The 25,004-nt window shown below is 50.6% G+C and carries 29 protein-coding genes; 13 read left to right on the top strand and 16 right to left on the bottom strand.

Annotated features, from left to right (window positions below):
* Nucleotides 1-50: 50 nt before the first annotated feature.
* Nucleotides 51-941 (top strand): DMT family transporter, encoded by an 891-nt coding sequence (locus tag DHN43_RS15835; protein ID WP_057465100.1) that lies wholly within the window; start codon nucleotides 51-53, stop codon nucleotides 939-941.
* A 49-nt stretch (nucleotides 942-990) separates the two neighbouring features.
* Here DHN43_RS15835 and DHN43_RS15830 read toward each other — a convergent pair whose 3' ends face one another.
* From DHN43_RS15830 to DHN43_RS15820, 3 genes are all read right to left on the bottom strand, one after another.
* Complete coding sequence (locus tag DHN43_RS15830) at nucleotides 991-2,808, bottom strand: hypothetical protein (protein WP_108819220.1); 1,818 nt, start codon at nucleotides 2,806-2,808, stop codon at nucleotides 991-993.
* A complete protein-coding gene (locus DHN43_RS15825; protein ID WP_108819219.1) occupies nucleotides 2,805-3,284 on the bottom strand; it encodes a CesT family type III secretion system chaperone in 480 nt (159 codons plus the stop codon). The genes DHN43_RS15830 and DHN43_RS15825 overlap by 4 nt, the downstream gene beginning before the upstream one ends.
* Nucleotides 3,285-3,484: 200 nt before the next feature.
* Nucleotides 3,485-4,864 carry an MATE family efflux transporter gene (locus tag DHN43_RS15820; RefSeq protein WP_108819218.1) on the bottom strand — a complete coding sequence of 460 codons (1,380 nt, stop codon included), beginning with the start codon at nucleotides 4,862-4,864 and terminating at the stop codon, nucleotides 3,485-3,487.
* Between the two features lie 305 nt (nucleotides 4,865-5,169).
* Here DHN43_RS15820 and DHN43_RS15815 point away from each other — a divergent pair, with 305 nt between their 5' ends.
* A complete protein-coding gene (locus tag DHN43_RS15815) occupies nucleotides 5,170-5,565 on the top strand; it encodes a VOC family protein (RefSeq protein ID WP_108819217.1) in 396 nt (131 codons plus the stop codon).
* 12 nt (nucleotides 5,566-5,577) lie between these two features.
* Here the strand turns inward: DHN43_RS15815 and DHN43_RS15810 are convergent, their stop codons facing one another.
* The gene (locus DHN43_RS15810) at nucleotides 5,578-6,501 is read right to left on the bottom strand and encodes an NAD-dependent epimerase/dehydratase family protein (RefSeq protein WP_108819216.1); all 924 of its coding nucleotides are present in this window, start codon (nucleotides 6,499-6,501) and stop codon (nucleotides 5,578-5,580) included.
* A gap of 189 nt (nucleotides 6,502-6,690) precedes the next feature.
* Between DHN43_RS15810 and leuB the strand changes: the two genes are divergently transcribed.
* Nucleotides 6,691-7,812: a 3-isopropylmalate dehydrogenase gene (gene leuB, locus DHN43_RS15805; RefSeq protein ID WP_063291788.1), complete on the top strand. Its 1,122-nt coding sequence runs from the start codon at nucleotides 6,691-6,693 to the stop codon at nucleotides 7,810-7,812.
* A gap of 64 nt (nucleotides 7,813-7,876) precedes the next feature.
* Here the strand turns inward: leuB and DHN43_RS15800 are convergent, their stop codons facing one another.
* A complete protein-coding gene (locus DHN43_RS15800; protein WP_108819215.1) occupies nucleotides 7,877-9,001 on the bottom strand; it encodes a linear amide C-N hydrolase in 1,125 nt (374 codons plus the stop codon).
* Between the two features lie 217 nt (nucleotides 9,002-9,218).
* Between DHN43_RS15800 and DHN43_RS15795 the strand changes: the two genes are divergently transcribed.
* Nucleotides 9,219-9,635, top strand: coding sequence for a hypothetical protein (locus tag DHN43_RS15795; RefSeq protein WP_063298641.1), 417 nt, complete (start codon nucleotides 9,219-9,221; stop codon nucleotides 9,633-9,635).
* A 73-nt stretch (nucleotides 9,636-9,708) separates the two neighbouring features.
* A complete protein-coding gene (locus DHN43_RS15790) occupies nucleotides 9,709-10,203 on the top strand; it encodes a hypothetical protein (protein ID WP_108819214.1) in 495 nt (164 codons plus the stop codon).
* Nucleotides 10,204-10,221: 18 nt separating this feature from the next.
* Here DHN43_RS15790 and DHN43_RS15785 read toward each other — a convergent pair whose 3' ends face one another.
* Both DHN43_RS15785 and DHN43_RS15780 read right to left on the bottom strand, forming a co-directional pair.
* On the bottom strand, nucleotides 10,222-10,731 hold the full coding sequence (locus DHN43_RS15785) for a GNAT family N-acetyltransferase (protein ID WP_108819213.1): 510 nt from the start codon (nucleotides 10,729-10,731) through the stop codon (nucleotides 10,222-10,224).
* A 70-nt stretch (nucleotides 10,732-10,801) separates the two neighbouring features.
* Nucleotides 10,802-11,299 (bottom strand): hypothetical protein, encoded by a 498-nt coding sequence (locus DHN43_RS15780; RefSeq protein WP_208995446.1) that lies wholly within the window; start codon nucleotides 11,297-11,299, stop codon nucleotides 10,802-10,804.
* 119 nt (nucleotides 11,300-11,418) lie between these two features.
* Between DHN43_RS15780 and DHN43_RS15775 the strand changes: the two genes are divergently transcribed.
* A complete protein-coding gene (locus DHN43_RS15775) occupies nucleotides 11,419-12,129 on the top strand; it encodes a 2-phosphosulfolactate phosphatase (RefSeq protein WP_108819211.1) in 711 nt (236 codons plus the stop codon).
* 40 nt (nucleotides 12,130-12,169) lie between these two features.
* On the opposite strand, the gene DHN43_RS15770 is transcribed toward DHN43_RS15775, so the two are convergent.
* The 3 genes from DHN43_RS15770 to DHN43_RS15760 all read right to left on the bottom strand — a co-directional run bounded on the left by DHN43_RS15770 (nucleotide 12,170) and on the right by DHN43_RS15760 (nucleotide 13,681).
* On the bottom strand, nucleotides 12,170-12,871 hold the full coding sequence (locus tag DHN43_RS15770; protein ID WP_108819210.1) for a DUF7424 family protein: 702 nt from the start codon (nucleotides 12,869-12,871) through the stop codon (nucleotides 12,170-12,172).
* Between the two features lie 9 nt (nucleotides 12,872-12,880).
* Nucleotides 12,881-13,231, bottom strand: coding sequence for a hypothetical protein (locus DHN43_RS15765; RefSeq protein ID WP_108819209.1), 351 nt, complete (start codon nucleotides 13,229-13,231; stop codon nucleotides 12,881-12,883).
* Between the two features lie 93 nt (nucleotides 13,232-13,324).
* Nucleotides 13,325-13,681, bottom strand: coding sequence for a hypothetical protein (locus tag DHN43_RS15760; protein WP_108819208.1), 357 nt, complete (start codon nucleotides 13,679-13,681; stop codon nucleotides 13,325-13,327).
* Nucleotides 13,682-13,794: 113 nt separating this feature from the next.
* On the opposite strand from DHN43_RS15760, the gene DHN43_RS15755 reads away from it, so the two are divergent.
* The 6 genes from DHN43_RS15755 (at nucleotide 13,795) to DHN43_RS15730 (ending at nucleotide 19,580) form a co-directional block, all read left to right on the top strand.
* Complete coding sequence (locus DHN43_RS15755) at nucleotides 13,795-14,832, top strand: aspartate-semialdehyde dehydrogenase (protein ID WP_057465112.1); 1,038 nt, start codon at nucleotides 13,795-13,797, stop codon at nucleotides 14,830-14,832.
* A gap of 681 nt (nucleotides 14,833-15,513) precedes the next feature.
* Nucleotides 15,514-15,963, top strand: coding sequence for a GNAT family N-acetyltransferase (locus tag DHN43_RS15750; RefSeq protein ID WP_208995445.1), 450 nt, complete (start codon nucleotides 15,514-15,516; stop codon nucleotides 15,961-15,963).
* Nucleotides 15,964-16,238: 275 nt separating this feature from the next.
* Entirely contained in the window at nucleotides 16,239-16,931 is a 693-nt protein-coding gene (locus DHN43_RS15745) for a TenA family protein (RefSeq protein WP_108819207.1), read from the top strand.
* 371 nt (nucleotides 16,932-17,302) lie between these two features.
* Nucleotides 17,303-18,049 (top strand): amino acid ABC transporter substrate-binding protein, encoded by a 747-nt coding sequence (locus tag DHN43_RS15740; protein ID WP_057465114.1) that lies wholly within the window; start codon nucleotides 17,303-17,305, stop codon nucleotides 18,047-18,049.
* Between the two features lie 128 nt (nucleotides 18,050-18,177).
* Nucleotides 18,178-18,852 carry an amino acid ABC transporter permease gene (locus DHN43_RS15735; protein WP_063301518.1) on the top strand — a complete coding sequence of 225 codons (675 nt, stop codon included), beginning with the start codon at nucleotides 18,178-18,180 and terminating at the stop codon, nucleotides 18,850-18,852.
* Entirely contained in the window at nucleotides 18,849-19,580 is a 732-nt protein-coding gene (locus DHN43_RS15730) for an amino acid ABC transporter ATP-binding protein (protein WP_063308273.1), read from the top strand. The genes DHN43_RS15735 and DHN43_RS15730 overlap by 4 nt, the downstream gene beginning before the upstream one ends.
* Before the next feature lie 45 nt (nucleotides 19,581-19,625).
* On the opposite strand, the gene DHN43_RS15725 is transcribed toward DHN43_RS15730, so the two are convergent.
* Both DHN43_RS15725 and DHN43_RS15720 read right to left on the bottom strand, forming a co-directional pair.
* Nucleotides 19,626-20,576, bottom strand: a complete 951-nt coding sequence (locus DHN43_RS15725; RefSeq protein ID WP_108819206.1) for a threonine/serine dehydratase — start codon at nucleotides 20,574-20,576, stop codon at nucleotides 19,626-19,628.
* 74 nt (nucleotides 20,577-20,650) lie between these two features.
* Nucleotides 20,651-21,823, bottom strand: coding sequence for a M20 aminoacylase family protein (locus DHN43_RS15720; protein ID WP_063303889.1), 1,173 nt, complete (start codon nucleotides 21,821-21,823; stop codon nucleotides 20,651-20,653).
* Nucleotides 21,824-22,116: 293 nt separating this feature from the next.
* Between DHN43_RS15720 and DHN43_RS15715 the strand changes: the two genes are divergently transcribed.
* Nucleotides 22,117-22,428, top strand: coding sequence for a hypothetical protein (locus tag DHN43_RS15715; RefSeq protein WP_159096878.1), 312 nt, complete (start codon nucleotides 22,117-22,119; stop codon nucleotides 22,426-22,428).
* Nucleotides 22,429-22,443: 15 nt separating this feature from the next.
* Here the strand turns inward: DHN43_RS15715 and DHN43_RS15710 are convergent, their stop codons facing one another.
* From DHN43_RS15710 to DHN43_RS15695, 4 genes are all read right to left on the bottom strand, one after another.
* On the bottom strand, nucleotides 22,444-23,097 hold the full coding sequence (locus DHN43_RS15710; RefSeq protein ID WP_108819204.1) for a class I SAM-dependent methyltransferase: 654 nt from the start codon (nucleotides 23,095-23,097) through the stop codon (nucleotides 22,444-22,446).
* Nucleotides 23,098-23,104: 7 nt separating this feature from the next.
* Nucleotides 23,105-23,533: an EVE domain-containing protein gene (locus DHN43_RS15705; protein ID WP_057461924.1), complete on the bottom strand. Its 429-nt coding sequence runs from the start codon at nucleotides 23,531-23,533 to the stop codon at nucleotides 23,105-23,107.
* Nucleotides 23,534-23,616: 83 nt separating this feature from the next.
* On the bottom strand, nucleotides 23,617-23,907 hold the full coding sequence (locus tag DHN43_RS15700) for a YciI family protein (protein WP_057461912.1): 291 nt from the start codon (nucleotides 23,905-23,907) through the stop codon (nucleotides 23,617-23,619).
* An 85-nt stretch (nucleotides 23,908-23,992) separates the two neighbouring features.
* Complete coding sequence (locus DHN43_RS15695; RefSeq protein ID WP_108819203.1) at nucleotides 23,993-25,003, bottom strand: NAD(P)H-dependent glycerol-3-phosphate dehydrogenase; 1,011 nt, start codon at nucleotides 25,001-25,003, stop codon at nucleotides 23,993-23,995.
* Between the last annotated feature and the right edge of the window lies 1 nt (nucleotide 25,004).

The raw sequence follows: 25,004 nt of genomic DNA, 5'->3' as shown, positions 1-25,004 counted from the left end.
TATAGCGATGTATTGCTACAGATATTGTAGCATGTTTGGAGAGTTTTGCTATGGTTGTTTTCGCGGTGTCGTCTGCTCTGGCGGCATCATTAGGGTGGGCATGTGGATCAATGTTGGCCCACCGACCGCTACAACGTGTTGGCGTTTTTGAATTTACGCGCATTCAACTGCTAACATCCGGCGCTATCCTGTGTGTGCTTTGCTCTGTGTTGGGGTACTGGCAAACAGTTGATTGGAGCCAATGGCCTGCCTTTGTGGTGAGCGTTGTTGTCAGCGTGATTATTGGAAACCTGGCTTTGATGGCGTGTTTGCGTCGAGCTGGGCCACGGCAAACAGAGTTGTTGCTCTCTCTCAAAACGCCGATCGTTGCTGTGCTTGCCTTTGCGTTTCTTGGTGAGGAGCTGAGCTTTACCGAAATTGTTGGCATCGCAATCGCTCTGTTCGGCATTTGCCTGGCGATTTTGTTTGGAAGTTCTGATCAGGAAACAGAAGCTACTCGTCGCAGTGGTGGGTTGGTTGTGATTGTGTTGCTGGCGCTTGTTGCAGCCGCTTCGCAAGGGATTGGAATGCTTGTCCTGAAACCATTGCTTGTTGCTGGGACTGAGCCGCTGGCAGCATCTGCGGTGCGGGTTACCGGCGCTGCGTTTATTGTGGCGCTGGTTGGATTGATGCCTGTCTCGGCGGTTCAGGCCTCAACAGAGATGAGCTGGATGTTGTTGTTTCGCGTGGTGCTGCCCGGGTTTATTGGATATGGCATATCTGTTTCGCTGCTGCTCTATGCCTACGCTCATTATGATGCAGCTGTTGCCAGCATTCTTGGCTCGCTGTCGCCTGTCTTTATTCTGCCATTGCTCTGGATGCGAACAGGAAACATGCCAAGACCTCTGGCCTGGGGTGGTGCTCTGCTATCGCTCGGCGGAACAGCAGTGATTTTGCTGTAACAGGATTGGTGCCAGCAGTTGGATATTTGTGCTGGCACACTTTGCTAGATCAGAAGTCGAGCTGAAGATTGTGCTTCTCAAAGAGCTTATGGAAGCTCTTTACAAGACCGTTTGCAATTTCAGCTGCGTCTTCCGACGGATCACTCGGGAAGAAAAAAGCATCTGTTACTGCCTGCTTTTGCTCCAGGAATTCGCCTTCTGAGACTGTGTTTTCATCAGGGGAATCTAGCGAGTCCAGTAAAGGTGCAAACAACTGAACGAATGGGCCTTTCAGTGTGGATGAGATCACTGAAGCGGTCGCATAAGCTTCTGTCGGGTGTTTGCCTGCCTGCTGAAGACGGTTGACCAGTTTATCCTCGACCTTTTTCGTGATGAGCTCGATAGCCTCGCTCACCACCTGAGAGTTCTCTTTGAGCTTTTCGGAGCGGAAAGCGGTGTTCAACTGTTGCTGGATCTCCGGGCGCTCATTGAAAATCTTTGTGAAGTGACGTTCTGCGGCAAACTTGTTGTTGTCACCGCCCAAACCATCCGCGTTGTTGGAGTGCTTTGCTATGAACTCGGTCAGCAGCTCTGCATTGATTTCATCAGCCGTCAGGTGTTCTACAAAGCCCTTGATAATTTCATTGGTGCTTTGAGCTGTCTCTATCTGCTTGCCAAGCTCAGCCTTTGCTGCATTGACGATTCCGCCTTGCTCCTGAAAGTCATTGTCGTCTTTTATTGAGCGTACAATTTCTTTGGCAGCCAGATCAGGCAACCATTTCTGCGCGGCTTTTATTTCTTTTGGGGTTCCTTCAGGAATAAACGGGGCAATCTGGGAGCTGAACTCATCTGTTTGGGCTGCTTCTCTCAGTGTCGATTTCAACACGTCCTGAACAGCGCTGTTGATGATGCTTTTCTGAAGAATATCATCGATTTGATCTGTAATGTCGTTCGTGCCTTCAGGACCGGAAACCGTGTTGAAGACGCCATTCAATACGGTTGCGATTTCACCAAATGCCGCTGCGCTCACCTTCTCTGCAGGCAGGCCCAACTCTGAGAAGACGCTTACAAGCAAAGTGCCGCCTGCGCTTGCTGATTGAAGCGCTTCGATGGCGCGCAGCTGGTTGTTTACGGCCTGTTGAATGTGTTCATCCTTCAAGCTGCTGCGAATAGAAGAGTTTGATTTGTCTGGTCTGGATTGATTTTCTAGTTTGCCTTGAACGTTTTCCTGCAGTTTTGTGATCTGCTCAGGGGAGACATTGTCCCAGTTGATCTGGATGCCAGCCTCTGAAGCAGCTGCTGCCAGGTGTTCACGGTCGCCTAGTTTCTCGATGTGCTGAGCGATGCTGGCGTTTATTGCTGCCAGATTCTTCGCAACATCCTCTGCAATCTGTGAGACAATTGTTTTTATTTGCTCAGGATTTTCGCCAGCCTTTGTAAACTCACTGGAGTCTTCCAGCAGTTTGGTGACATTGGCTGCTACCTCTGCACCATGCGTTTTGGTGACGCTTGTGAGGATAGCCGTTTGTGTCGTTACATTGAGCTCTGCGGCTTTATTTTCCTGAGTTGTGAGTGCTAACTCAACTGTGTCCAGTACCTGTGCTTTGGTCAGGCTGTGGGATTTGCCATCACTTGGTGCGAAAGCCTTGTAAGCGGCTTCACCGACGTCTTTGCCGAATTCTGTTTTTAATGCTTCCTGAAAACGGGTCTGATCTGCAGATTTCTGGCTATCTCCAGTGATATGGAGTTTGGCCCAGGAAAGCACTTTTCCGCCAACCGATGTATGAGAGGTGCGTTGTGTAACGGCCTCTTGCGTAGTGTGCAGTTTGTCCAGACCGTTGTCGAATTGGGCTGCAGTTACAAAACTGGAGAGTTCAATGGTGCTCATACTCTTGCTCCAAAATCTGCGAAGTTATCGGACTGGCAGGGGTTGGTGTGGTTCGGGCTATCCCAGTTCGGGCTGAGACCCTCTGGATTCTTAAGACGCTCGTGCCAGGAGGCAGCTGTGCGGATGAACATGTCCAGCTTGTTGTGCAGGGCAAAGGAGGATCTGTCGGAGATCGTCACCACCATGGAGAGATTTATGCAGCTTGCTTTTGGGCTGATGTTAAACGCCATGGCATGACTGTCTGCAAACACGCAATTGGCCTGCATCAAAGCCTGAAGGACTTGCGGGTTGTTGGTGTCGCGCTTGCTGACAACTGCATTGAAAAGGAGGGTCTGGCTTTCATCTCGCCAGACGATGCTCATGGCGAGGTCCTGATCAAGACCGAGGAAAATCTGGTCGTCTTCGTTCAGGGAGAAGTTGTCAAAGCCAATTCTGTTGCCGAGTTCGATCAGCAGTGCGTTTACCAAATCAGTCATGCAGTCTCGCGCGCCTCACCATAGAACGTGTATGCCGTTGATGCTGTTTCTTGCAATAAAGACGGTCGTCTGTTGCAAGGGGATGCATCCATGAGACTAGATTTAGCGAGGGTGAGGAGAGGCTGCTGTCTTGTTTGGTACAGGTTGCCAACAAACTTGTGCCCCTCGCATACCGTGAAGAGTGTGCGAGGGGGTGTTGGTTATGTGTTCGCGAGAACTGTGGCCGGAGTCGCTGCTCGTTTATGAGCCAGCACGACGACAAAGGTGAGGCCCAGTAGCAGAACTTCTGAGAACACACTGGCGTACCAAATTCCGGCTTCTCCCATTGCATAGGGCAGAATGAGGGTAAGCGGGACTGCGAACAGGTAGGTTTTGGCCAGCATCAGAATGCCTGCGCGGGCGGCATCGCCGATCGCCTGAAAGAACGTGCCCACCATCATCAACGGACCAGAGAGGAAGAACATCATGGACACGATTGGTATGATGCGCTCTACGTCTGCGATTGTGGCCGCGTCATCGACAAAGATAGCGCCCAGCTGGGAGCTGAACAGGAAGTAGATTGCCTGAACACCGCTGCAGTAGATGAGCGAGATTATGATCGCGATCTTCAAGGTTTGTGCGGTTCTGTCGTGCTTTTGGGCGCCGTAGTTGTTTCCTGAAATGGATTGTAGCGCCATGCTGAGACCCAGCAGAGGCAGGAACGTGAAGGTCATCATTCTGGTGATGATGCCATAGGCACCTGCGGTGACTTCATAGTTGCTTCCGGCCCAAAGCTGAATTGCAAACAGAGTGACGGCAGCAGCCAGTGAGACGCCCGTGTAGCCAAGGCTTTGGGGAACACCAAGGGCAATAAGAGACTTCCATTGGAAGCTCACTGGCCGCCAGTTCAGGAAGGAAAGTTCTCTGCGCTTGGATGTGTAATAGACGATCAACGCCACCAATGAGATCAGCTGTGCAGTCAATGTCCCATAGGCAGAGCCTGCTACGCCCCAGCCGAACTGAACTACATAGAGCCAATCGAAGAAGATGTTCAGGAATGCAGAACTCAGCGTGATGACTGTCATGAGAGGCAGTAATCCCTCACAACGCAGCCTGTCGATGTTGATGGAAAGAACAAACCCCAGCGGCGAGCCCAAAATGAGGATCGCCATGTATTGATAGCCAATTCCGGCTAGCTCGTCAGAGCCGTTGGTCAGGAACAGGGCAAGCTGAAATCCTGCTGCCAGAAACCCCAGAATGAGGATGCCGCAGACGATCAGGGCGAGGGCGATTGCGCTGTCGATGATCTTCTTTGCGATGCGGTGGTTGTTGGCGCCAAAGGCCCTTGCATAGATGCTGGCGAAGCCGTTGGACACGAGCGTGAACAGGGAAACCAGAATCATGAAGAGAGGGAACATGAGGGTGACGCCAGTCAGCGCTTGTGTACCCACATAGGTTCCCAGAAAATAGGCGTCGACGACGGTGTGTAAGCCATTGACCATCATGACAAGGCTGAGGGGTATTGCGGTTTTTGCAAAGAGAATAGGTATGGAGCCGGACAGAAAAATATTGTCCGGTTTGGAAGAAGAAACGTCAGACATCAAAACTGCTTTCAGTTCAGAAGCGGGAAAGTGCTGGAGCTCGCGTTGCCAGTAAACCGCTGAAATTATGCGGTTTGATGTAGAAAAGATGGAGCTTCACCAGAGCGGTATGCTTGCGAGCGGCGGGTGTCCGAACCACACTGCGATCATAGGTGGCGTGCATTGTTACTGCAAGTGGCCCAGCTCAATTGAGCAAGATTTGTGAACTGGTAAAGGGCAGTTCGGATATGTGTCATGTTGCGGTTGACGACAGTGGCTTGTGCGACCTACTCCTTTTGCAGTCAATTCTGCTGAGAGGTCCTTCCATGGCAAAAGCAATTCACATGATGATCCGGGTTCTGGATGAAGAGCGTTCGCTTACGTTTTATCGTAGGGCGTTTGGTCTGGAAGTTGCCGAGCGGCTAGATTTTGACAGCTTTACGCTGGTTTATCTGCGCAATGCGGAGAATGATTTTGAGGTTGAGCTCACAGTCAACAAAGACCGCAGCGAGCCATACTCATTAGGTGACGGGTACGGGCACATCGCGTTCTGTGTGGATGGGCTGGCTGCTGAACATAAGCGTTTTCAGGAGGAAGGGCTTGCACCGGAGGACATCAAAGAGTTCTTCGTGGAAGGCAAGTTGCTGGCACGGTTCTTCTTTGTGACTGATCCTGATGGATATCGAATCGAGATGTTGGAGCGGCATGGGCGATACCAGTAGCCGCTTCCCAACTTAGTACTCGATCGCCTTTTCAGCCAGTGTCGGAGGGGAGCTTTTGGCGAGCTCCTCTTTGCTGTGGCTTTTGAAGGTGTGCGTGAAGCCATCACGTAGTTTGTACTGCGGTTGCCAATCGAAGTTTTCCAGATATCTGGTCACATCGAGTGCGCAATTGTAATCGCGGAACGGGAAATACTCACGGGCTGGGATGCTGGGCGCCATATCATTGCCGTAGAGAATTTCTGGTTCGACCTCTGCAATATCGCAGAGCATCTTCACCCATTTTTCGATGGTCAGGATATGCGGGTCAGCCAGATTGATAGCTTCGGTCGGCATGGCATGCATAGCCAGCAGATAGAGGATGAAGCTGGCGAGATCTTCTTCGTGCAAAAACTGCAGTTTGGTCTGGCCATCACCGGGCAGGATGATCGGGCGTTCTGTTAAAGCACGCGCCCAGACAAATTGCTCTCGGTCGATATCATTGTTGGGGCCATATAGATAAGGCGGGCGGATGGCGACGGCTGGTGTGTGTTCCTGATTTAGTAGGAAGTGGTCTGCTTCAGATTTATCTCTGCCATAAACGCCCCACACGGACGCTCCGCCGATCGGATCTTTCTCGCTCGGTAAGTGCCCTTTGGTTTCTTTGTAAACCGCTGCGCTGGAGAGGTGAATCCACTTTTTGGCATGGATGCCGAAGGTGTTGAATGCGATCCTCGACTGCTCTCGCGTGTAAGCGCTTGTATCGATTACCGCTTCGAATTTATCGGTGATCTGCTGCATGGCAAAAGGATCGTTTCTGTCTGCAACCAACTGCCTGGTTCCCGGAACTGGGCGTGTGCCTCTGTTGAGCAGGGTTACATTATATCCCTTCGAAAGTAAGGCCGGGATGAGAGATGCACCCACAAAGCCCGATCCTCCTATGACTAACAAGTTATGCATATTTTGCAGTGCCTTAGAACTGTCCACTCTCAGTTTCAAAAATCTAGCATAGTGGGATTAAAGAAACCTGTCTGTGTGGCAATAGTTGAGCACCCATCCATTTTCGTTGAAATATTGAACCTTGCAATGAGTGAGGCGAGGCGGCACAAATGGTCAACTTCAATTTGCAGAAAACGGGGATATTGACCCATGGCATCCAACAAGCTCCTGCTTCTTCCTGGTGATGGAATTGGTCCTGAAATCATGGAGGAGGTGAAAAAGGTTATCGCCTGGCTCAACGAGCAGGGCGAAGATACTTACGAGTATGACGAAGGCCTTGTTGGTGGCAGTGCCTACGATGCACACGGCGTTTCCATCTCTGAAGAAGATATGGCGAAAGCACAGGCAGCTGATGCTGTTATTTTCGGTGCTGTTGGCGGTCCTAAATGGGACGATGTGCCTTATGAGGTTCGCCCGGAAGCTGGCCTGCTGCGTCTGCGCAAAGACCTTGGTTTGTTTGCGAACCTTCGCCCTGCGATTTGCTATCCAGCGCTGGCTGACGCGTCTTCTTTGAAGCCGGACGTCATTGAAGGATTGGATATTCTGATCGTTCGCGAACTGACCGGTGGTGTTTACTTCGGAGAGCCGAAAGAGATCATCGATCTGGACAACGGCCAGAAGCGCGGTATCGATACGCAGGTTTACGACAGCTACGAAATTGAGCGTATTGCTGGCGTTGCATTTGATCTTGCACGCACCCGTGACAACAAAGTTTGTTCCATGGAAAAGCGCAATGTGATGAAGTCCGGCGTGCTTTGGAATGAGGTGGTAACTGCCACACACAAAGCAAACTACGCTGATGTTGAGCTGGACCACATGCTGGCAGATGCTGGCGGCATGCAGCTGGTGCGTTGGCCAAAGCAGTTTGACGTTATTGTAACTGACAACCTGTTTGGTGACATGCTGTCTGATGTTGCGGCGATGCTGACTGGTTCTCTGGGTATGCTGCCGTCTGCTTCTCTTGGTGCGCCTGATGACGCAACCGGTAAGCGCAAAGCTCTTTATGAGCCAGTGCACGGTTCTGCTCCAGACATTTCTGGTACAGGTGCTGCTAACCCAATTGCAATGATCGCAAGTTTTGCAATGGCACTGCGCTACTCCTTCCAGAAGATTGCTGAGGCCGATATGGTTGAAAAAGCAATCTCCAACGCACTGGACAAAGGTCTGCGCACAAAAGACATCGCGAAGGATGGTGAAGCAACCATCACCACCGCACAGATGGGTGATGCCATTGTTGCCGAGCTGACTGCTCTTGCAGGTGTTTCAGCATAAGCTGGCAGTTCAGAGTTTAGAGATTTGAAACAGGGCTTCCGTTGGTTCGGGAGCCCTGTTTTTTTTATTGCATGGGTGGAAGTAGCGGCTGTGTGGGTTTGGTACTTGGCAGGTTCACGTACTGTATCTGTGACCCTGTGACATCGAAGTCTTCAAAACTCACGCCATGCAGCGTTGGGTTCTCGTAGGTTTTGATGAAGTACTTTCTGTTTTCAATGTCAGCAATGGTCGACCACTGGGTGTAATCGTTGGCTTCCTGTTCCTGCTCGACTGGCGAAATTGCAGGCCTTACAAACCCTTTTGGAATGTCGAAGTTGTTGAGCACGTGCTCCATAGTGACAAGCCGGTTCTTGTTTAGCTCAGCGGCATCAATGGTGGAGATTAAACCCAGAGCACGGATAAACCGGGAAGGCGGAGTTGGGTCACCCGGGATGCCAAGCAAGCCAGAACCCTGACCGAAGGGGGCTAGTTCCTGTCCCATGATCTCAGTAGAGCCGATGTTGAATGGAGAGAGGAACAGGTAGTTGCGGATGTTCTGGACATGCCACTCGAAGTCTGGCGAGTTGGTGAGCACGGTGTAAGGATTGTCGTAGACTTTCAACTCGCCATTTATGGGCTCGATGACGATGGAAAAGCCAGCTGCATCATGCAGGGTGTAGTGAAGCGGCGGGATCTCATCCATGCTCTCGTAGAAAGTTCCGACTAATGAGACCTGATCCAGATTGACTTTGATTTCTTCGACTGTTTTGAAGGTTGAAAGCATCCAGACGAGGAAGTCTACCTGATTGATTTCCTTAGCGCGCTGCGCTTCATCATCTGACGGGTTTTTGTAGGCTGCAGAGCCAGGGAAGTAGAGGGCGCCACCGGACAGACCGTATTCATTCATGCCATCAACCAAGGCAGGGCTGTCGAAGATGCTGGCGCCAATCACAGCAATTTTGCCGGTCCAGCTGTGGCCCGCTTCATCATTGATTTGAGATTGGAACTTGTAACCGCGTGGGATGAGCCCAATTTTAGTGGGGATCTGCTTGCCGAACTCCATCGTGCGACCATACATTTTGATGTTGTCGACGGTGGACAGGACAAAGCTGGTGCAGGCATTTGCGGCTATTGGCTGAAGAACAAAAGCGAGTAGGGCTAAGCTGATCTTGAACAAGGCAATCGGGTGGATGGCAAAGCGCTTGAGCATGAGGCCTCCGGAGTGAGTTCTTTTGCTTGTGATTGTCAGCGAAGAGCGCAAAAGTTCCGTTAGATGTACCTGCTGCTTTAAGATTGGTTTTTTGGAAGTTTGGCCACTGGATGTTAATCACGGGAGTTAGCCGTGTGATTTGGTTGCGCGAAAAACCCGTGTGCGGCATAAGCCTGAGCCAAGACAAATTTTGAGAAGCATTGCTGAAAGACAGAGCATGGATGAACGTTTAAGACCCTTCCTCGGAACCTGGATTCTGGATCCTGATGCCTCAAACTATGAGCAGGGTTCTATGCCTTGGGGCGGCAGTTTGAAAATTGTCGAGAAGAATGGCGAGATCGGTTTCTTCATGAAAACCGTTGAAGGCGAAGGCGAGACCGTTGAGGCCAACTTCTCAGGCATTCCTGATGGGGAAGATCGCCCTATGCCGCAAAACCCGTTTGCGGATACGCTTTCCCTCTCTTTGAACACGGATGGAGATCTGGTTTCTGAAGCAAAGCGCGGCGGCCTTAGCATTATGGTTGCCAAGCGTGAGCTGAATGAAGACGGTTCTCAGCTCACGGTTTATCAAACTGTACACCTGTTAGATGCCGGTTCGTTTACCAACGAAGCCGTCTATATGAGAGCACAGTGAGTGGTTTAAACCTGCATTAGCTTGTCTTTGTTGAACTTGGTTGTGTGATTTAAAAACGTAACAGGACACAACCATGTTCAATCGAAACAGGCTCGCCGGAGCCTGCGCAATACTGGCGGTTTGTGGTGCATCGAGCGGCAATGCCCTGGTGTTTGATGGCATTCCTTACATGGATGATCGCAGCACCCCCCAAGCGGTGATCGAAAGCTATTATAACGCAATCAACCGCAAAGAATATGTGCAGGCGTATAGCTACTTCAACACCCCACCTAAGAACTTTGAGGAGTGGAAGGAAGGGTTTCGAACAACGGAGTCCGTGCAGCTGCGCTATGGGTCTACTCAGCCAGATGCAGGCATGAGCCAGCTCTATTGGCCGCTTCCGGTAGCGATTGAAACACATCTTTCCGACGGCACTTCGCAGGTTTATGCGGGCTGTTATGTCTTACATATGGTGGTGCCGGGCACGATTACCGATCCGCCTTACTCACCCATTGCGATTAACAAGGCTGAGTTGAAGCCAACGGATAAGCCTTTGAGCCAGGCCCTGCTCGACAAATGTGATGAGTAGCCGTAATTCTTCATCATATTAGCTTGCTGCGAAGGCCCCGGAATAAGCGAGGGTGCCTGTTGGTGTCTCTCCCTCAAAGGTGTGCTGCATAAAGTACTGCGCTGGCACGCCGGGGAAGACGAGGTCTTCTGTTTGTTGAAAGCCGAAGCGGCTGTAATAGTCCGGCTCCCCAAGCAAAACGACACCTTTGGCACCAATCTGCTTGATTTGCTGCATTCCCTCCATGATCAGGGCGGAGCCAAAGCCCTTGCCCTGATGTTTCGGAGTAACAGCCACTGGGCCAAGGCCATACCAACCTTTGTCCACACCATCAATTGTTACAGGAGAGAAAGCGATATGACCTACCATGCCGCCAGCTTGCCCTCCGATGAGTGACAGTGTCAGCTCACCGCTGGCACGCAATTGGTCGATGATCAGGTGCTCTGTTGGCTTTGCGCCGGGTTCATGGTGTGGGTGGTTTTCGAAAGCTGCATAAACGAGATTGCGGATTGCTTCGACGTCAGATGGTAGCTCTGTGCGGATGATCATCGGTTTTGTCCGTTCTGTTTAGCTTAGCTTCTGTGCCACGAAAAATAGGAAAGCTTACTGATTTATCGGACTAGAGGTACCCGAACATTCTCCCGCAGATCAGGACTCCGAGCCAGCTGAACAGCGATATGAAGCCAGCGGATTTGAAGCGGGGGATGGTGCCGCGGGAGTCGACTTGTGCCAGATAGCGCCACGGTTTGTTAAAGCGCAGGAACAATGCGTTGAGCAGGGCGAGTGTGAAAAAGCCCGACTTAGCCCAGAATATGGGCGCGTTGACGTATACTTGCGCTTTGACTGAAAGCAGGAAGATGCCAGTCGTGATCGCGATCAGGCCGCCCAGAAGGGCAATGCGGGTGAGGGGACGTGCAAGGTCGTACAATGGTATGGACCGCCACATGCCCATCATGCGCAGGTCAAGCGGGATAAGGGAGCCGAATAGCATGGCTAACCCGACGATGTGGCCTGTGTTGATTGCCGGATAGACCCACCATGCATACTTGAAGACCTCTGGCAGCTGAGAGCGTTCGAGATCGACAGCAAGTGCTTGCAATTGAGAAAGGAGGTCCATCATTATTCCGTTGTGACTTTTGATCGCTCTGTTCAAACTGAGTGCAGACGCGATGCCATGCAAGGATTGATTGGCCCACTTTTTCGGGTGCCCACGGTTTTATCATTTTGAGGTTGTTTATGGCTGACTTTGTGCATTTGGAATGGGGACGGAACGCAAGCAGTGATGGCTTTGCTGCGACTGTGATTGCTGATTGCCTGAGCTTCTCGACTGCGACTTCTGTAGCTTGTGGCAGAGGGGCGATGGTGGTGCCTGTTGCTGATCGGGAAGAGGGTAGGAAACTGGCCGATGTGCTCGGCGGCGTTTGTGCAGGGAAGCGCCGGGAGGATGGTTACTCATTGTCTCCACCAACGCTCATGGGGCTGTCGGCTAGCGATGTGTTGGTGTTGCCCAGCCCCAACGGTGCGACGCTTTCTGCTTTGCCAAGAGAAGGGCGGGTGTTTGCTGCTGCACTTCGGAATGCAGCAGCGGTGGCGGCTTATCTTAAGGTGATTTCCGGCAAAGTCTTATTGGTTGCTGCGGGTGAGAAGTGGCCGGATGGCAGTTTGCGGCCTGCCTTCGAGGATCAACTGGCCTGCGGTGCACTTGCGCATATGCTGGACTGCCCGATGTCGCCAGAAGCCTCGATTGCTCGGGCGGGTTACCTTTCGTGTGCTGATGATTTGCTCGGTGCGCTAAAGGGCTGCGTGAGTGGGCAGGAACTGACGCACTATGGCTATGCGGGTGATGTGGACTGGGCAGCTGAACTGGATTCGGAAAGCTGCGTGCCTGAACTGCGGCAAATTGAGCTTGGCGGGAAGGCCGTGAATGCGTTTGGAGATGTGGTTTAGAGGCATCCATGGATGCCTCTAAATGTGTCTGAAGCTCCAATTATTTTTTAAAATCGACTCTTCCGATCTGCTCCCAGCCATCGTCTTTGATAAACTGTTGGGAGACATCTGACAGCTTGACGTGAATACTCTCACGACGCTGAAGAGGAAACGTTTCAGAGTTTTCTCGACTTATCGCAGCCCCATTCACAAATACGCCGGTACTCGTGAATGAAATTTCTCCTCGAGTGTCATTTTGGATTTCAAGAGTAATTTTTGCACCATTCTGGAGAAGGTTGGAGCCCGTCATTGCATTGTCGAGAGCTTCTGCAAACGGTCTGTAGTTGTCGCCTCTAGAGATCAAAATAAATTTTGAGTTAGGGAGATTTTGATCGTAAGCAATGAGAACGCCAAATGGCAGGTCGAAGTCGGTCGTAGCTATTCCGTTTTGAACGGAGCCAACATGAACTGGTGCACTTGCACTGAATGAGATTTTGTTATCCAAATTGCTACCATCTGAGCACCCCTTGAATTCAACATTCTCAAAGTAGTTTTGAAGTGAAGGTTCGACTTTGTTACGTATTTTGCCACAATCATTTTGGGAGAATGTGCCCTCCCCCATCAACATGATAGGGGCGTAGATTGGCTTTTCTCCTGTGTCTTCAGTCAAGTCACTCGCATACAAGGAGACCTGTGTTTCATAGTTACACGCGGTTACAGTCAGTCCGATAAACAGAGCTGATATAATTTTAGAATACTTCATTGTGGATCTTCAAGCTGCTTGCTGGACTACAGGTTTTTTCTTGCTGAACAAAACAAGGACGCCGCCCAGCAGAGACAGCACCATGAAAATAGCAACAAAAGTGCCACCTACAACTGCGCCAACAATTGATGATAAAACAATAATTCCGCCTAGCACCTTCGAAGCTTTGCCGATTGCAATTGCTCCAAGAATGATAATTACAAAAGACATGAGAAGGCCAACCCAGCCAAACATAATGACAGTTTCACCGCCTTCAGCTTCAAGCGCAGCGCCAACACCACCAATGAAGAGTGTCGCTCCTGCTGCGAAGACACTAAAAATACCTGCAATGAGACAAATAATTCCACCAGCTTTGTTCATGTTTACTCTCCCAAATATGCAATATTTATTGCGAAATTAGATTCAAGTTTGTTTTAAGCAATGTTTAGATAGTATGTATATTTTATGCAAGTTTTAGTTGTTTTTGCCTTTTGAAACTGATGATGCAATTTCGCGTGCCGCCTCACTGTTTCTTGAGAATACGTCAGTAATATTGCGATGAGCATGAGGTTTTTTCTCAAAAACGGTGGTTTTGTCTTGGGTTGATTTGAGATATATCGACCTTGGCAACAAGCCTAGAAAATGCTGTTGACAAATGATGTGGTTATAGGCAGTTTCTGCGCGATCAATTTTGAAGGTAGTGTTTAGCAGCATGATGTTTGCGATGACCAACATGAAGACAACCATGAAACGTGCGATGACCGCGCGCATGGCTTCTGTTGCGCTTAAAACGACTACCAAGACAATCATCACGAAAACGACAAAGACCACCGTCTAAGGTGCCTCTCTTTCCCGCGCTCTCCCCGGGACGGAGGGCGCCAGAGGGCTCACCGGGCGCAGTCAGCCTCCGGAAGCCAGCGGGGGAGACGAAGAGGACAAAACCAATGGGTTATAAGATTGCGATTGCAGGTGCTACCGGCAATGTGGGTGCGGAAATGCTGGATATTCTGGCAGAGCGTGGTTTCCCAGCTGATGAAGTGATTGCATTGGCATCTCGCCGTTCGCAGGGCAAAGAAATCTCCTTTGGTGACAAGACGCTGAAAGTTAAAGCGATGGAGAATTTTGATTTCTCCGATGTTGATATCTGCCTCATGTCTGCTGGCGGTACCATCGCGAAAGAGTGGGCTCCGAAGATTGCTGCCAAGGGCTGTGTTGTCATCGATAACTCTTCTGCATGGCGCTATGATCAGGATGTTCCGCTGATCGTGCCTGAAGTGAACGCAGATGATATTGTTGACTTCAAAAAGAAGAACATCATCGCGAACCCGAATTGCTCCACTGCACAGCTGGTTGTTGCTCTTAAGCCAATTCACGAAAAAGCTGGTATCAAGCGCCTCGTTGTCTCCACTTACCAGTCCGTTTCCGGTGGTGGTAAAGATGCGATGGACGAATTGTTCAACCAGACCCGCGCTGTTTTCGTAAACGACCCGATTGAGCCTCAGCAGTTCACTAAACGCATTGCGTTTAATGTGATCCCGCACATCGATGAATTCATGGAAGATGGATACACTAAGGAAGAGTGGAAGGTTCTGGCTGAGACCAAGAAGATGCTCGACCCTACCATCAAAGTGACTTGTACAGCTGTTCGTGTGCCTGTGTTTGTTGGGCATGCCGAGTCCGTGAATATGGAACTGGACAGTCCACTTTCTCCTGAAGAAGCTCAGGACCTGCTGCGTGAAGCGCCGGGCATTCTGGTTGTCGATAAGCGCGAAGACGGCGGCTATGTCACTCCTTACGAGTGTGCTGGCGAAGATGCGACTTACGTTTCCCGTATCCGTGAAGACGCGACCGTTGAGAACGGCCTGAACATGTGGGTTGTTTCCGATAACCTGCGTAAAGGCGCTGCGCTGAACACAGTTCAGATTGCTGAGGTTCTGGTGAACCGTGGCCTGATTAAGCCAAAAGCAGAAGCTGCTGCATAAGCTTTTCAGCAACTGATGAGATTAGGAAGGGCACCTTTTAGGGTGCCCTTTTTTGTTAGAGGTGAAAGAGGATTACTGCTTCATTCGGAGAGAATGAGAATGCTCTGGTCACAAAACTTATCCCCCTCCTCAATTCCTCCGATACTCTGTGTCTATGCCTACGTAGCGGGCTGCTGGCGGAGCGACCGTCAGTTTGTCGTAGGCTGGGTTGGGCTGTTGGAAGACGTAACGCATCTTTCAGTGGTCCGGTGAACCGAACTTCAAACGTGACCGCATGGTTTGAGGGGAAGGGCCCAGGACTATAGGGTATCACGCGGTGATAGATACACGAGCACCGGCAGTAAAACCTGCTTTTGCGAAAGTGTCTATCAAAGACGGAGGAACTGTTTGGGCATGGAAACGTGTTTGGATAAGCCACTTTCTTTCCGGGAAACCGGCTATCGTGCCTTATAGGCAAAAGAGGCGACGTTGTTCATTACAAGAAAGCCCGGGCAAGGCGATAGCTGATGCCGAAGAAACTAACTTACTCACACTGCGCAGGCACCACCTGCCGCCTTGCTCCTCCCGATCTTCGGGAAACCTAACTCTACCACTGCATGGGATGCCATGTGGTGCTACTGGTGTTTGCAGGGATATTTTACGCTAAGGTTATGCTAGGTTTTGCCAAATTATGGGGGGAATATGCAGACACTTGAAATTAGAGCTGCGCAGTATGATGAATTGCCTGAGGTCGCTCGTATGTACCGGTATTCGCGAGACAGATGCCTTTCATTTATACCTAAACTGCACACACCAGAAGAAGATCTTTGGTTCTTTCAGAATATTGTTTTTAAAGAGAATGAACTGACAATAGTCATGGGAGATGAGCAAATCATAGGTATGATGGCCACCAAAGATGACTGGGTAGAACAGCTTTATCTGGATCCGCGGCACCTGCGGAAGGGCGTTGGTACAAGGCTCTTAAACCAAGCAAAAGCTCACTCTTCCGGAAATCTGAAGCTTATGTGCTTTGCCAGGAATGTGGATGCGAGAGCATTTTACGAAGCGCATGGGTTTAAGGAAGTGAAGCGGACAAGCGGTTCAGAGAATGAAGAAGGCGCGCCCGATATTTTGTATGAGTGGAAGGCTTAGCTTTCCCGCCAAAGTAGAAGGTGCAGCGTGGTGCAGTACGACGGGCGCGAGATGATACCCCTAAAATTGCAGGGGGCATATACGGTGATTTCCGTCTAGTGCAGCGTAACTCTGAGTGGCATTGTTCGAAATAGATGTAAGCCAGAGCACTTTGCGTTTCTCAAGATTGACGCTTCCTGCTCTTAGCGTTTTTGCCATGCGTGTCCTTTTTGGGAATATCCGAACCACTTTTAGGAGGATGCGCTTCAGGACAATGTGTTGGGAGGCACACGAGAATGCTGAACACTGCAAGTTATGCCAACTACAAGATCACTCATACGGATGAGACCTTTACGGATTGGCTTGTGAAATCTGCAGGACCTGCTTGGAATAAGGCGATCAATCACCCGTTTACCAGTGCTGTTGGCAACGACACAGTGAGTGCCGAGGTGTTCACCCGTTACTTGTTGGAGGATTACCACTACATTCAGGACTTGGCATCTGCGCTTGGATTCCTGATTGCCAAGGCGCCGACAATGGCTGCTAAAGCACGGTTGTCTGGCTTTGCGCAGCAACTGACTTCTAATGAACTGGGCTATTTTCAGCGCACCTTTAAAGAACTGGGCATCGCGCCTGAGGTTTATGAGGTTGCAAAGCCCAATACGATTACCCGGGCAATTGGCGCAACGCTGTTGTCGACAGCTGGCAAAGGTCACTACGTTGATGGCATGGCAACATTGCTGGCTTCGGAGTGGATCTATCGCGAATGGGGCCATCGGGAAGCAGCCAAGCCACGGCCTGAGCGGTTCTACCTTGCTGAGTGGGTTGAGTTTCTGGCGACCGATGAGTTTGGAGAGTTCATTGAGTGGATTAAGCGGGAAGTGAACTCGATTGGCGAAGAGGAACGCGTGAAGCGCCAAAGCGAGATCTCAGAGAGCTTTACTCATATGTGTGAGCTTGAAGCAGAGTTCTTCGATATGGTGAGCTGACAAAACGCTTCAGATCTGAACCAGAAATGCTCTCTGTTTTACGGGGAGCATTTTTTTTCAAAGGGGGAGGTCCCTAGTTATACGTATTGGCTAAAAACTAGGGGTAACTGCACGTTTTACCTGTAACATCTCCGTGATATTGCTGGAAAATTGCAGAAAATGACAAGGTGTTCTCAAATGAGATTTTGTCTCGGTGCGCCTTATAGGAAGTATTTTTTATGCATGTGAGATTCTGTGGCATCTAATTCTAATAAATTCCAGTATTGGTAGTTTATTTGATTTAAATAAGCTCACAGCTTCGCTAATTGTAGAAAATTTTCCTCATTCTGATAGAACGAGCTCAACAAAATAATAGTAATCAGGAATAGATTATGTTCTCTCGTTCTACTGTTGCTGCACTTGCCCTTCTCGTGGCTGTTCCTGCTCAGGCTGAAACAATCCGTGTGGGCATGTCTGGTGGGTATTTCCCATTCACATTTGTTAAGCAAGATGTTCTGCAGGGCTTTGAAGTTGACGTTGCTCGCGCAATTGCTAAGCAGACTGGTGATGAAGTTGAATTCGTTACCATGAGCTTCTCCGGCCTGATTGGTGCTTTGGAAGCTGGTCGCATTGATACTATTGCAAACCAGATCACCATTACACCTGAGCGTGAAGCCAAGTTCACCTTCTCCCAGCCATACGTTTATGACGGTGCGCAGGTTGTTGTAAAAGCTGGCAACGAAGAAATCGGTGGCGTTGAAGACCTTAAAGGCAAAAGCGTTGCTGTAAACCTTGGTTCCAACTTTGAAGAGCTTCTGCGCGGTTTGCCGTTTGCTGATGAAATTGACATCCGCACCTACGAAAGCAACCTGGCCCAGGATACTGCACTTGGCCGTGTTGATGCGTTTATTCATGATCGCATCAGTGCAACGCAGGTGATCAAAGAAACTCCGTTGCCACTGGCTCTGGCTGGTGCTCCATTCTCTGAAATTCGCAACGCAATGCCGTTCCGTACTGATGAAGATGGTAAAGCTTTGGCTGCTAAGGTAGATGTTGCAATCGACGAACTGAAGGCTTCAGGCAAGCTGGCTGAGATCTCCGACAAGTGGTTTGGAGCGGACATCACCAAAGCTGACTAAGCTGTCCGTTCAGAATTAGTAAAGCAGTTCGCATCTAAGAATCTTTGGTGGAACTGCTTTTCCTTTTTCATGCCTTCGGGAATTTACTCCCGTCGTTCGAGGGCATGCTCTAATAATAAGAACTGATCATGCGCGCCTTAGATCTGGACTACATGCTCGGCCTTTTGCCGATCCTTTTAAAGTACTTACCCCTAACCTTGGGTATGGCAAGTGTGTCCATGATTTTGGCGCTTATACTTGCATCGCTGTTTGCAATTATCCGCGTGGTGCGCTTTCCTGTCTTGGATGCAATCACGCGGCTCTTTATCAGCTTCTTTCGTGGAACGCCGCTGCTGGTTCAGCTGTTTTTGTTCTACTACGGTTTGCCGCAGCTGTTTTCGTTCCTCACAGCGATTGATGGGGTTTCTGCTGCGATTATCGGTCTGACTCTGCACTTCTCTGCTTACATGGCTGAGAGTATCCGTGCAGCTATCCTGGGTGTTGACCGTAGCCAATGGGAAGCAGCAAAGTCGATTGGTATGTCTACTGGTCAGATGATGCGCCGGATTATTCTGCCGCAAGCAGCGCGTGTTGCTGCGCCAACGCTGATTAACTACTTCATCGATCTGATCAAAAGCACCAGTCTGGCCTTTACGCTTGGTGTGACTGAATTGATGGGTGCTGCGCAGAAAGAAGCAGCAGGAAGCTTCCTGTACTTCGAGACGTTTATTGTCGTTGCCGTTATTTATTGGGGTGTTGTTGAGAGCCTTGCTTTCGTTCAGACCCAGATTGAAAATCGACTTTCAAAGGCTGTTTCCAGATGATCCAGATCCGCGGGCTCACAAAAATCTATAATGGTGTCCCTGTGTTGAACGGGATCGACCTGGATATCAAAAAAGGCGAACGCATCGCCATTATTGGTCCGTCCGGGACCGGTAAATCCACCTTGCTGCGTTGTCTCAACTTTCTTGAGACGCCAGAGCAAGGTGAGTATGTTCTTGATGGCAAAAGCATTGATGTTCAAAAGGCGAATGCCGCGCAGATCAAAGAGATGCGTTTGAGGACGGCTTTTGTGTTCCAGAACTATGCCCTGTTTGCCAACAAGACAGCGCGTGAGAATATTGCTGAAGGCTTGATCACCGTTCGTGGTGAAGCCAAAGAGACTGCGTTTGAGCGGGCGGATGAAATTCTGCGGGACATCGGTCTGGCAGATAAAACAGATGCTTATCCTGCGTCTCTTTCTGGTGGTCAGCAGCAGCGTGTTGGTATTGGCCGGGCGATGGCGAGTAACTCAGAGCTTATGCTGGTTGATGAGCCGACTTCTGCGCTTGATCCTGAGTGGGTTGATGAAGTGCTGCAGCTGCTTACCCGCGTTGCGCAGGCTCATCAGACGATGTTGATCGTGACTCATGAGATGGCATTTGCAAAAGAGATCGCTGATCGTGTTCTGTTTATGGAAGGTGGGCGCATTGTTGAGCAGGGCCCACCTGAGAAGATCTTCACGAGCCCAGATGATCCAAGAACCCGCAGCTTTCTGCGTAAAGTTCTTTAGAGAATTCCAAGAGCGGTACCTCCATACGGATGTACCGCTTTTCTTTTATCGGCCAGACAGGGTGTTGTTGACCTGAATGAGTTCAGCGTTACCACCACACAATAGGACACCGATGCGCTCGCCTTCTTCTGGCTTGTATGCACCGGAGATCAGAGCTGCCAGTGCCGTTGCGCCGCCTGGTTCGACGACGAGCTGCATCTCCCTCCAGAGACGGCGTTGCGCGGCGAGAATGGCGTCATCCTCAACAAGGATGGATTCTGCGATGTGGTTTCTTGCGACCTCAAACGGGAAGGTGCCGCATCGCTTTGCACCAAGTGCATTGGCCGCGATGCTGTTCAGTTCTACATCAACTGGCTCGCCGGCTTTAAGTGCTGCGTTCATGGAGCAGGAACCAAATGGCTCTATGGCAACGACTTTGGTGGGGCTGTTTGCATAGTAGCTTGCAACACCTGCTGCGAGGCCCCCGCCACCGACAGCGACAAGGATGGTATCCAGATCAGGGCTTTGTTCCGCCCATTCTAATGCTACGGTGCCCTGACCGTTGATTGTATCTATGGCGTCGAATGGATGAATATCAATTGCGCCGGTTTGCTGCTGGTAGCGGGTGCAGAGTGCTGCAGCATCCGCATAGGCGGCACCTTCGACATGGACGTCTGCGCCGAAGCTGCGGATCTTATCGATCTTCGCTGGATTGGAGATCTCAGGGACGAAGATCTTGGCTTTTTTGCCAAGTGCATGAGCTGCACAGGCAACGGCAGCGCCGTGATTGCCACCTGAGGCTGCTGCTATGCCAGCTTCCGGGATTGAGTTGTTTAGTAATGAGTTGAATGCTCCACGTGCTTTGAAGGAACCTGAGTGTTGCAGGTGTTCCAGTTTCAAAGAAATGGAGTACTTCAGGCCAAAAGTGCCGTTACCGCTCACAATAGACGGAGTTTTGCGAATGTATTTCTGAATTCGTTTATGAGCGACTTCAATGGCTTGTTTAGATATCTGCACGGTAATGGCCTAAATATTTTATATATAGAGAAGCCCCGGAAAAATCCGAGGCTTCGAAAATTGCAATGTGCACTTTAGGTTGCTGGCATTGCAGTTTCAACCAGTTTAATGAAATAGGAACAGCCATATGGAATAGCTTCGTCGTTGAAGTCATATTTCGGATGGTGCAGTCCTGCAGACTCTCCGTTTCCAAGGAAGATGAAAGCACCCGGCTTTTCTTCCAAGTAGTAAGCAAAGTCCTCGCCGCCCATGGTTGGGTCGATGTTTTCATCAACTTTGTCTGCGCTGCCTGCAATTTCAGCAGCGATCTGGGTTGCGAATTTGGTCTGATCGGGATGGTTTGATGTGGATGGGTAGCCATCTGCAAAATCGTAGTCCACGCCTGCGCCGTTGGCGGCACAAACGCCCTCGACAACTTGCTTCACACGTTGAGCAGCTTGCTTGCGGACATCCTGATCCAATGTGCGGATGGTACCACCCAGTTTCGCTGTGTCTGGAATGATGTTGTATGCAGTGCCGGCCTGGAAGAAAGTCACAGAGATTACGATAGACTGCAGTGGTCCAACATTGCGGGATGCGATGGACTGCAGGGCAGATACAATCTGTGAGCCAACCACAACAGGGTCAATTGTGTTGTGTGGGTATGCTGCGTGGCCGCCGACGCCTTTGACTGTGATGGTGAACTCATCGGTGGATGCCATCAGCGGGCCAGAGCGGGTTGCGAAGTGGTCAATCGGAGTGCCAGGCTGGTTATGCAGGCCGTAGATTTCATCAACGTTCCAACGGGTAAACAAGCCGTCGTCCATCATTGCTTTTGCGCCAGCGCCGCCTTCTTCAGCTGGCTGGAACACGAGAATGACTGTGCCGTCGAAGTTGCGGGTCTCGGCAAGATATTTTGCGGTGCCCAGCAGCATTGCAGTGTGGCCATCGTGACCACATGCGTGCATGGCGCCTTCGTTTTTGGATGCGTATTCCTTGCCGGTTTCTTCGGCCATTGGAAGGGCATCCATGTCAGCGCGAAGGGCGATGGATTTGCCAGCGCCGCCGTTGCGGCCTTTGATAACACCAACTACGCCTGTGCGGCCAACACCTGTGGTGACTTCATCAACGCCGATCTCTTTCAGGATTTCGGCTACTTTTGCTGATGTACGGTGTGTCTCATAAAGAACTTCAGGATGTTCATGAAAATCACGGCGCCAAGCGGTGATTTCATCGTGCATTTCTGCAAGACGATTAATGGTTGGCATCGGAGCGCTCCCTCAAATACTTCGGATTCTTATTGAGATTAGAAAATGAACCTCACTTTGGCCCAGTGCAGTGAAATATTGCAAGAGCAAATCAATTGCAAAAGGGTCAGTTGAGTAAAATTAAATGAACTGCCAATGCCGCTCCTTAACTAACCCAAGGACAGCTTAGTCACGCTAAGTTATCGCTGACGTCAGGTCACATATTGCACGTGGTTCAACTTCAACAGCGGTGAGGCAGTATGGCGATCTATCGGAGTGTTTTTCGGAATGTCACAGAGGAGAAACAGCAATGGATGTTTCTCAGTAAAGCCAATCGATACACCAGCCTTTTGCCTGCCAAAGCCGAGTTTGAAACTGGTCCTTTTGATTTTCGACGCAATGTCTCGATCAATCTTCTCGTGAATGGTGGTCTGTTCGGGACCTCTTTGCGTTACAACTCGTTGCGTGACAGCTGGAGTATGTGGCCGCTGACCAGTGACTTCTCGCTTCAGATTGATAAGCGGACTGTGATTGTCGAGTGTGCTTTGACGTCTCCCTATAAAGCCGATGCGAATGTGGAATCGCTTGCTCGGTTCTTTGAGGAAATGAGCCGACCTAGCCGGTGATTGATACTCAGAGAGTCAAGAAAACGCGTAGACGGATGTCTTTTTTGTCTCGTTGTCTTCCAGCTCTCGTTGTACTGGAATTTCATAGGTTTGCAGGTGGGTGAGACGTGAGGTTGGAAAATAGGAGCGTCGAGGGTCTCCTACCAAAACCGGAATTGGTTTTTCCTTAGGACTGGAATCCAACCAACTGAGAACCCGTGTGGTCATATCCGGGTCATAAAAGACATCGCCGCAGCAGATCAGGTCGTAATTGCCAAGAGAGCTTATTAAAAGATCTTTAGTGCTGACTTTGATTGTAACCTGGTTCAGCTCTGCGTTGATAAGTGCAGCATCGGAGGCGAACGGATCAATGTCTGCAGCGACAGCTGAGGCTGCTCCGGCTTTCATTGCAGCGATGGCGACGAGGCCTGAGCCGCTGGCGAAGTCGAGGATGTGTTTGCCTTTAACAGTCTCGGGATTGTCGAGAATGTAGCGTGCCAGTGCTTGTCCGCCTGCCCATGCAAATGCCCAGAACGGGGAGGAGACTCCGAGTTCTTCCAGCTCCTCTTCACCCATGCGCCAGAGATCGACGCTTTCGTCTGCCAGGTGAAGGAATATGGACGGCGCATGAGGAACAGGGTGTTGCCGTGTCTGTTCCAAAATAAAAGCGCGCCGGTCCGTAATTTTCATCGTGAGATCAGACCTCAGATGGGTCCATTCCTGCCATTTCCAGAACCACGGCCCATTCTTCCGGCTTTACCGGCTGAACAGAAAGGCGCATGGAAGTCACGAGGGCCATATCGGAAAGGCGTTCTTCGGCCTTCACTTGCGCCAGTGTTACTGTCTGCGGAAGGTCTTTGACGGCTTTGATGTCTACGCATTCCCAGCGTGGGTCATCGGTTGTGGAATCCGGGTGTGCGAGCGCGCAGACCTCTACGATGCCGACAACTTCTTTGCCGATGTTGGAATGGTAGAAGAAGCCCCGGTCTCCGATCTTCATGTCGCGCATGAAGTTGCGGGCCTGATAGTTGCGTACGCCGTCCCACTCTTCGCCTTCTTCGCCCTTGGCTTTTTGATGATCCCAAGACCACTTGTTAGGTTCGGATTTGAACAGCCAGTATTGCAACTTTGCCTCCATTAAAAAGAGCACCTGCCTACAATGAGAGACTGGTGCTCCAGAATTGACGTGTTGTAATACTTACAACAAAATTAGGCTTCCGGGTTCTTAATTACCCAGTTCCAAGGACGGATCTCAACAGATTCAAAGAGGCCTGCGAGTGAATAAGGATCTTCATTAGCTACTGCCAATGCTTCGTCCCTGTTCGCAGCTTCTACCAAGACCAGCGAACCCGTCGGAGATACGAGGTCATCACACATAAAAGGACCAGCTGCCTTCAAGCGATCACCAAGACCTTTGAGAAAATCGAGATGGTCTTGTCGTGTTTTCTGGCGAAGGTCTTCAGAATGCGCCTTATCAGTGCAGATGAGAGCGTACAGCATATTGGATACTCCAGTAGCAGGTTTTCAACCTAACCATTTGATCCCTGATATACAACCAGGCAATTCCTAGCTTAAAAGGATTCTACTAGGGGTGTGTCTCTCGTTTGAGGGGGCGCGTCATTAAGTCGCTCAAAGCCTGTGCGACGTCGATTTTCCCAGCTACGATTTGTGACACGGTGTTTGCAATTGGCATGTCGACACCATGCTCGGCTGCCAAGGCGACCGCGATATTAGCGGAGTGAGCGCCTTCTGCAAGCTTTTGTCCTGGTGCAACCAATTCCTGCGGTGTTCTACCCTGTCCGATCTTTAACCCGAAGGCAAAATTTCGTGATTGGGTTGAGGAACATGTGAGGACCAAGTCGCCAAGACCAGACAGACCTGTGAGCGTTTCGCTTCTGGCATTCAGTGCCATGCCGAGGCGGGTCAGTTCTGCGAAGCCACGGGCCGTCAAAGCTGCCTGTGCACTGGCGCCAAGGCCATAGCCGACCGCTGCGCCGCATGCGATTGCGAGCACGTTTTTGAGGGCTCCACCAATTTGCACGCCAATGAGGTCATCAGTTGCGTAGGGGCGGAAGCTTTTTGAGGCGAGTGCTGCGGAAAGCTGATCTGCTACTGCACCGTCTTCAGCCGCGATTGTGACGGCTGTTGGCAAGCCCTTTGCCACGTCATGTGCGAAGCTTGGGCCAGACAGCGCTGCCGGGATGGCGTCAGGCGCCACGGACTTGATCACCTCAGACAGGAGCTGGCCGGTTGATTGCTCGATGCCTTTTGCGCAGAGAACGATTGGTGTTGCTGGCTTTAAGAACGGCTTGATCGCTTCTGTCATCGCCCGGGTTGTCTGCGCTGGTGTTACAAGCAAGAGGGCATCGGCACCGCTCACAGCATGCTTGAGGATGCCGGTAGCGGTGATTTGCTCTGTCCACTCGATGCCGGGCAGGTATTTCGGGTTCTGTTTGCTGGCGTTTATTGCGGCGATGGTTTCCGCATCGCGGGCCCATAAGGAGACTTCCCGACCTGCTCTTGCGGCTGCCAAGGCGAGCGCAGTTCCCCAAGATCCTCCGCCAATTACAGCGATCTTGTTTAGAGCAGTGGTCATG

Source organism: Pseudovibrio sp. Alg231-02, assembly GCF_900143565.1.
In the GTDB taxonomy this organism is placed as follows: domain Bacteria; phylum Pseudomonadota; class Alphaproteobacteria; order Rhizobiales; family Stappiaceae; genus Pseudovibrio.
This window is presented reverse-complemented; position numbering and strand designations above follow the sequence as displayed.

What these genes read in the sequence shown, in the direction of transcription:
- DHN43_RS15830 (WP_108819220.1), bottom strand. Translation starts at nt 2,808, where the DNA reads ATGAGCACCATTGAACTCTCCAGTTTTGTAACTGCAGCCCAATTCGAC.
- DHN43_RS15720 (WP_063303889.1), bottom strand. Translation starts at nt 21,823, where the DNA reads ATGCCAACCATTAATCGTCTTGCAGAAATGCACGATGAAATCACCGCT.
- DHN43_RS15780 (WP_208995446.1), bottom strand. Translation starts at nt 11,299, where the DNA reads ATGGACCTCCTTTCTCAATTGCAAGCACTTGCTGTCGATCTCGAACGC.
- DHN43_RS15765 (WP_108819209.1), bottom strand. Translation starts at nt 13,231, where the DNA reads ATGAACAAAGCTGGTGGAATTATTTGTCTCATTGCAGGTATTTTTAGT.
- leuB (WP_063291788.1), top strand. Translation starts at nt 6,691, where the DNA reads ATGGCATCCAACAAGCTCCTGCTTCTTCCTGGTGATGGAATTGGTCCT.
- DHN43_RS15800 (WP_108819215.1), bottom strand. Translation starts at nt 9,001, where the DNA reads ATGCTCAAGCGCTTTGCCATCCACCCGATTGCCTTGTTCAAGATCAGC.
- DHN43_RS15790 (WP_108819214.1), top strand. Translation starts at nt 9,709, where the DNA reads ATGTTCAATCGAAACAGGCTCGCCGGAGCCTGCGCAATACTGGCGGTT.
- DHN43_RS15815 (WP_108819217.1), top strand. Translation starts at nt 5,170, where the DNA reads ATGGCAAAAGCAATTCACATGATGATCCGGGTTCTGGATGAAGAGCGT.
- DHN43_RS15835 (WP_057465100.1), top strand. Translation starts at nt 51, where the DNA reads ATGGTTGTTTTCGCGGTGTCGTCTGCTCTGGCGGCATCATTAGGGTGG.
- DHN43_RS15700 (WP_057461912.1), bottom strand. Translation starts at nt 23,907, where the DNA reads ATGCTGTACGCTCTCATCTGCACTGATAAGGCGCATTCTGAAGACCTT.
- DHN43_RS15730 (WP_063308273.1), top strand. Translation starts at nt 18,849, where the DNA reads ATGATCCAGATCCGCGGGCTCACAAAAATCTATAATGGTGTCCCTGTG.
- DHN43_RS15695 (WP_108819203.1), bottom strand. Translation starts at nt 25,003, where the DNA reads ATGACCACTGCTCTAAACAAGATCGCTGTAATTGGCGGAGGATCTTGG.
- DHN43_RS15770 (WP_108819210.1), bottom strand. Translation starts at nt 12,871, where the DNA reads ATGAAGTATTCTAAAATTATATCAGCTCTGTTTATCGGACTGACTGTA.
- DHN43_RS15775 (WP_108819211.1), top strand. Translation starts at nt 11,419, where the DNA reads ATGGCTGACTTTGTGCATTTGGAATGGGGACGGAACGCAAGCAGTGAT.
- DHN43_RS15795 (WP_063298641.1), top strand. Translation starts at nt 9,219, where the DNA reads ATGGATGAACGTTTAAGACCCTTCCTCGGAACCTGGATTCTGGATCCT.
- DHN43_RS15825 (WP_108819219.1), bottom strand. Translation starts at nt 3,284, where the DNA reads ATGACTGATTTGGTAAACGCACTGCTGATCGAACTCGGCAACAGAATT.
- DHN43_RS15810 (WP_108819216.1), bottom strand. Translation starts at nt 6,501, where the DNA reads ATGCATAACTTGTTAGTCATAGGAGGATCGGGCTTTGTGGGTGCATCT.
- DHN43_RS15710 (WP_108819204.1), bottom strand. Translation starts at nt 23,097, where the DNA reads ATGAAAATTACGGACCGGCGCGCTTTTATTTTGGAACAGACACGGCAA.
- DHN43_RS15755 (WP_057465112.1), top strand. Translation starts at nt 13,795, where the DNA reads ATGGGTTATAAGATTGCGATTGCAGGTGCTACCGGCAATGTGGGTGCG.
- DHN43_RS15785 (WP_108819213.1), bottom strand. Translation starts at nt 10,731, where the DNA reads ATGATCATCCGCACAGAGCTACCATCTGACGTCGAAGCAATCCGCAAT.
- DHN43_RS15740 (WP_057465114.1), top strand. Translation starts at nt 17,303, where the DNA reads ATGTTCTCTCGTTCTACTGTTGCTGCACTTGCCCTTCTCGTGGCTGTT.
- DHN43_RS15750 (WP_208995445.1), top strand. Translation starts at nt 15,514, where the DNA reads ATGCAGACACTTGAAATTAGAGCTGCGCAGTATGATGAATTGCCTGAG.
- DHN43_RS15745 (WP_108819207.1), top strand. Translation starts at nt 16,239, where the DNA reads ATGCTGAACACTGCAAGTTATGCCAACTACAAGATCACTCATACGGAT.
- DHN43_RS15820 (WP_108819218.1), bottom strand. Translation starts at nt 4,864, where the DNA reads ATGTCTGACGTTTCTTCTTCCAAACCGGACAATATTTTTCTGTCCGGC.
- DHN43_RS15715 (WP_159096878.1), top strand. Translation starts at nt 22,117, where the DNA reads ATGTTTCTCAGTAAAGCCAATCGATACACCAGCCTTTTGCCTGCCAAA.
- DHN43_RS15735 (WP_063301518.1), top strand. Translation starts at nt 18,178, where the DNA reads ATGCGCGCCTTAGATCTGGACTACATGCTCGGCCTTTTGCCGATCCTT.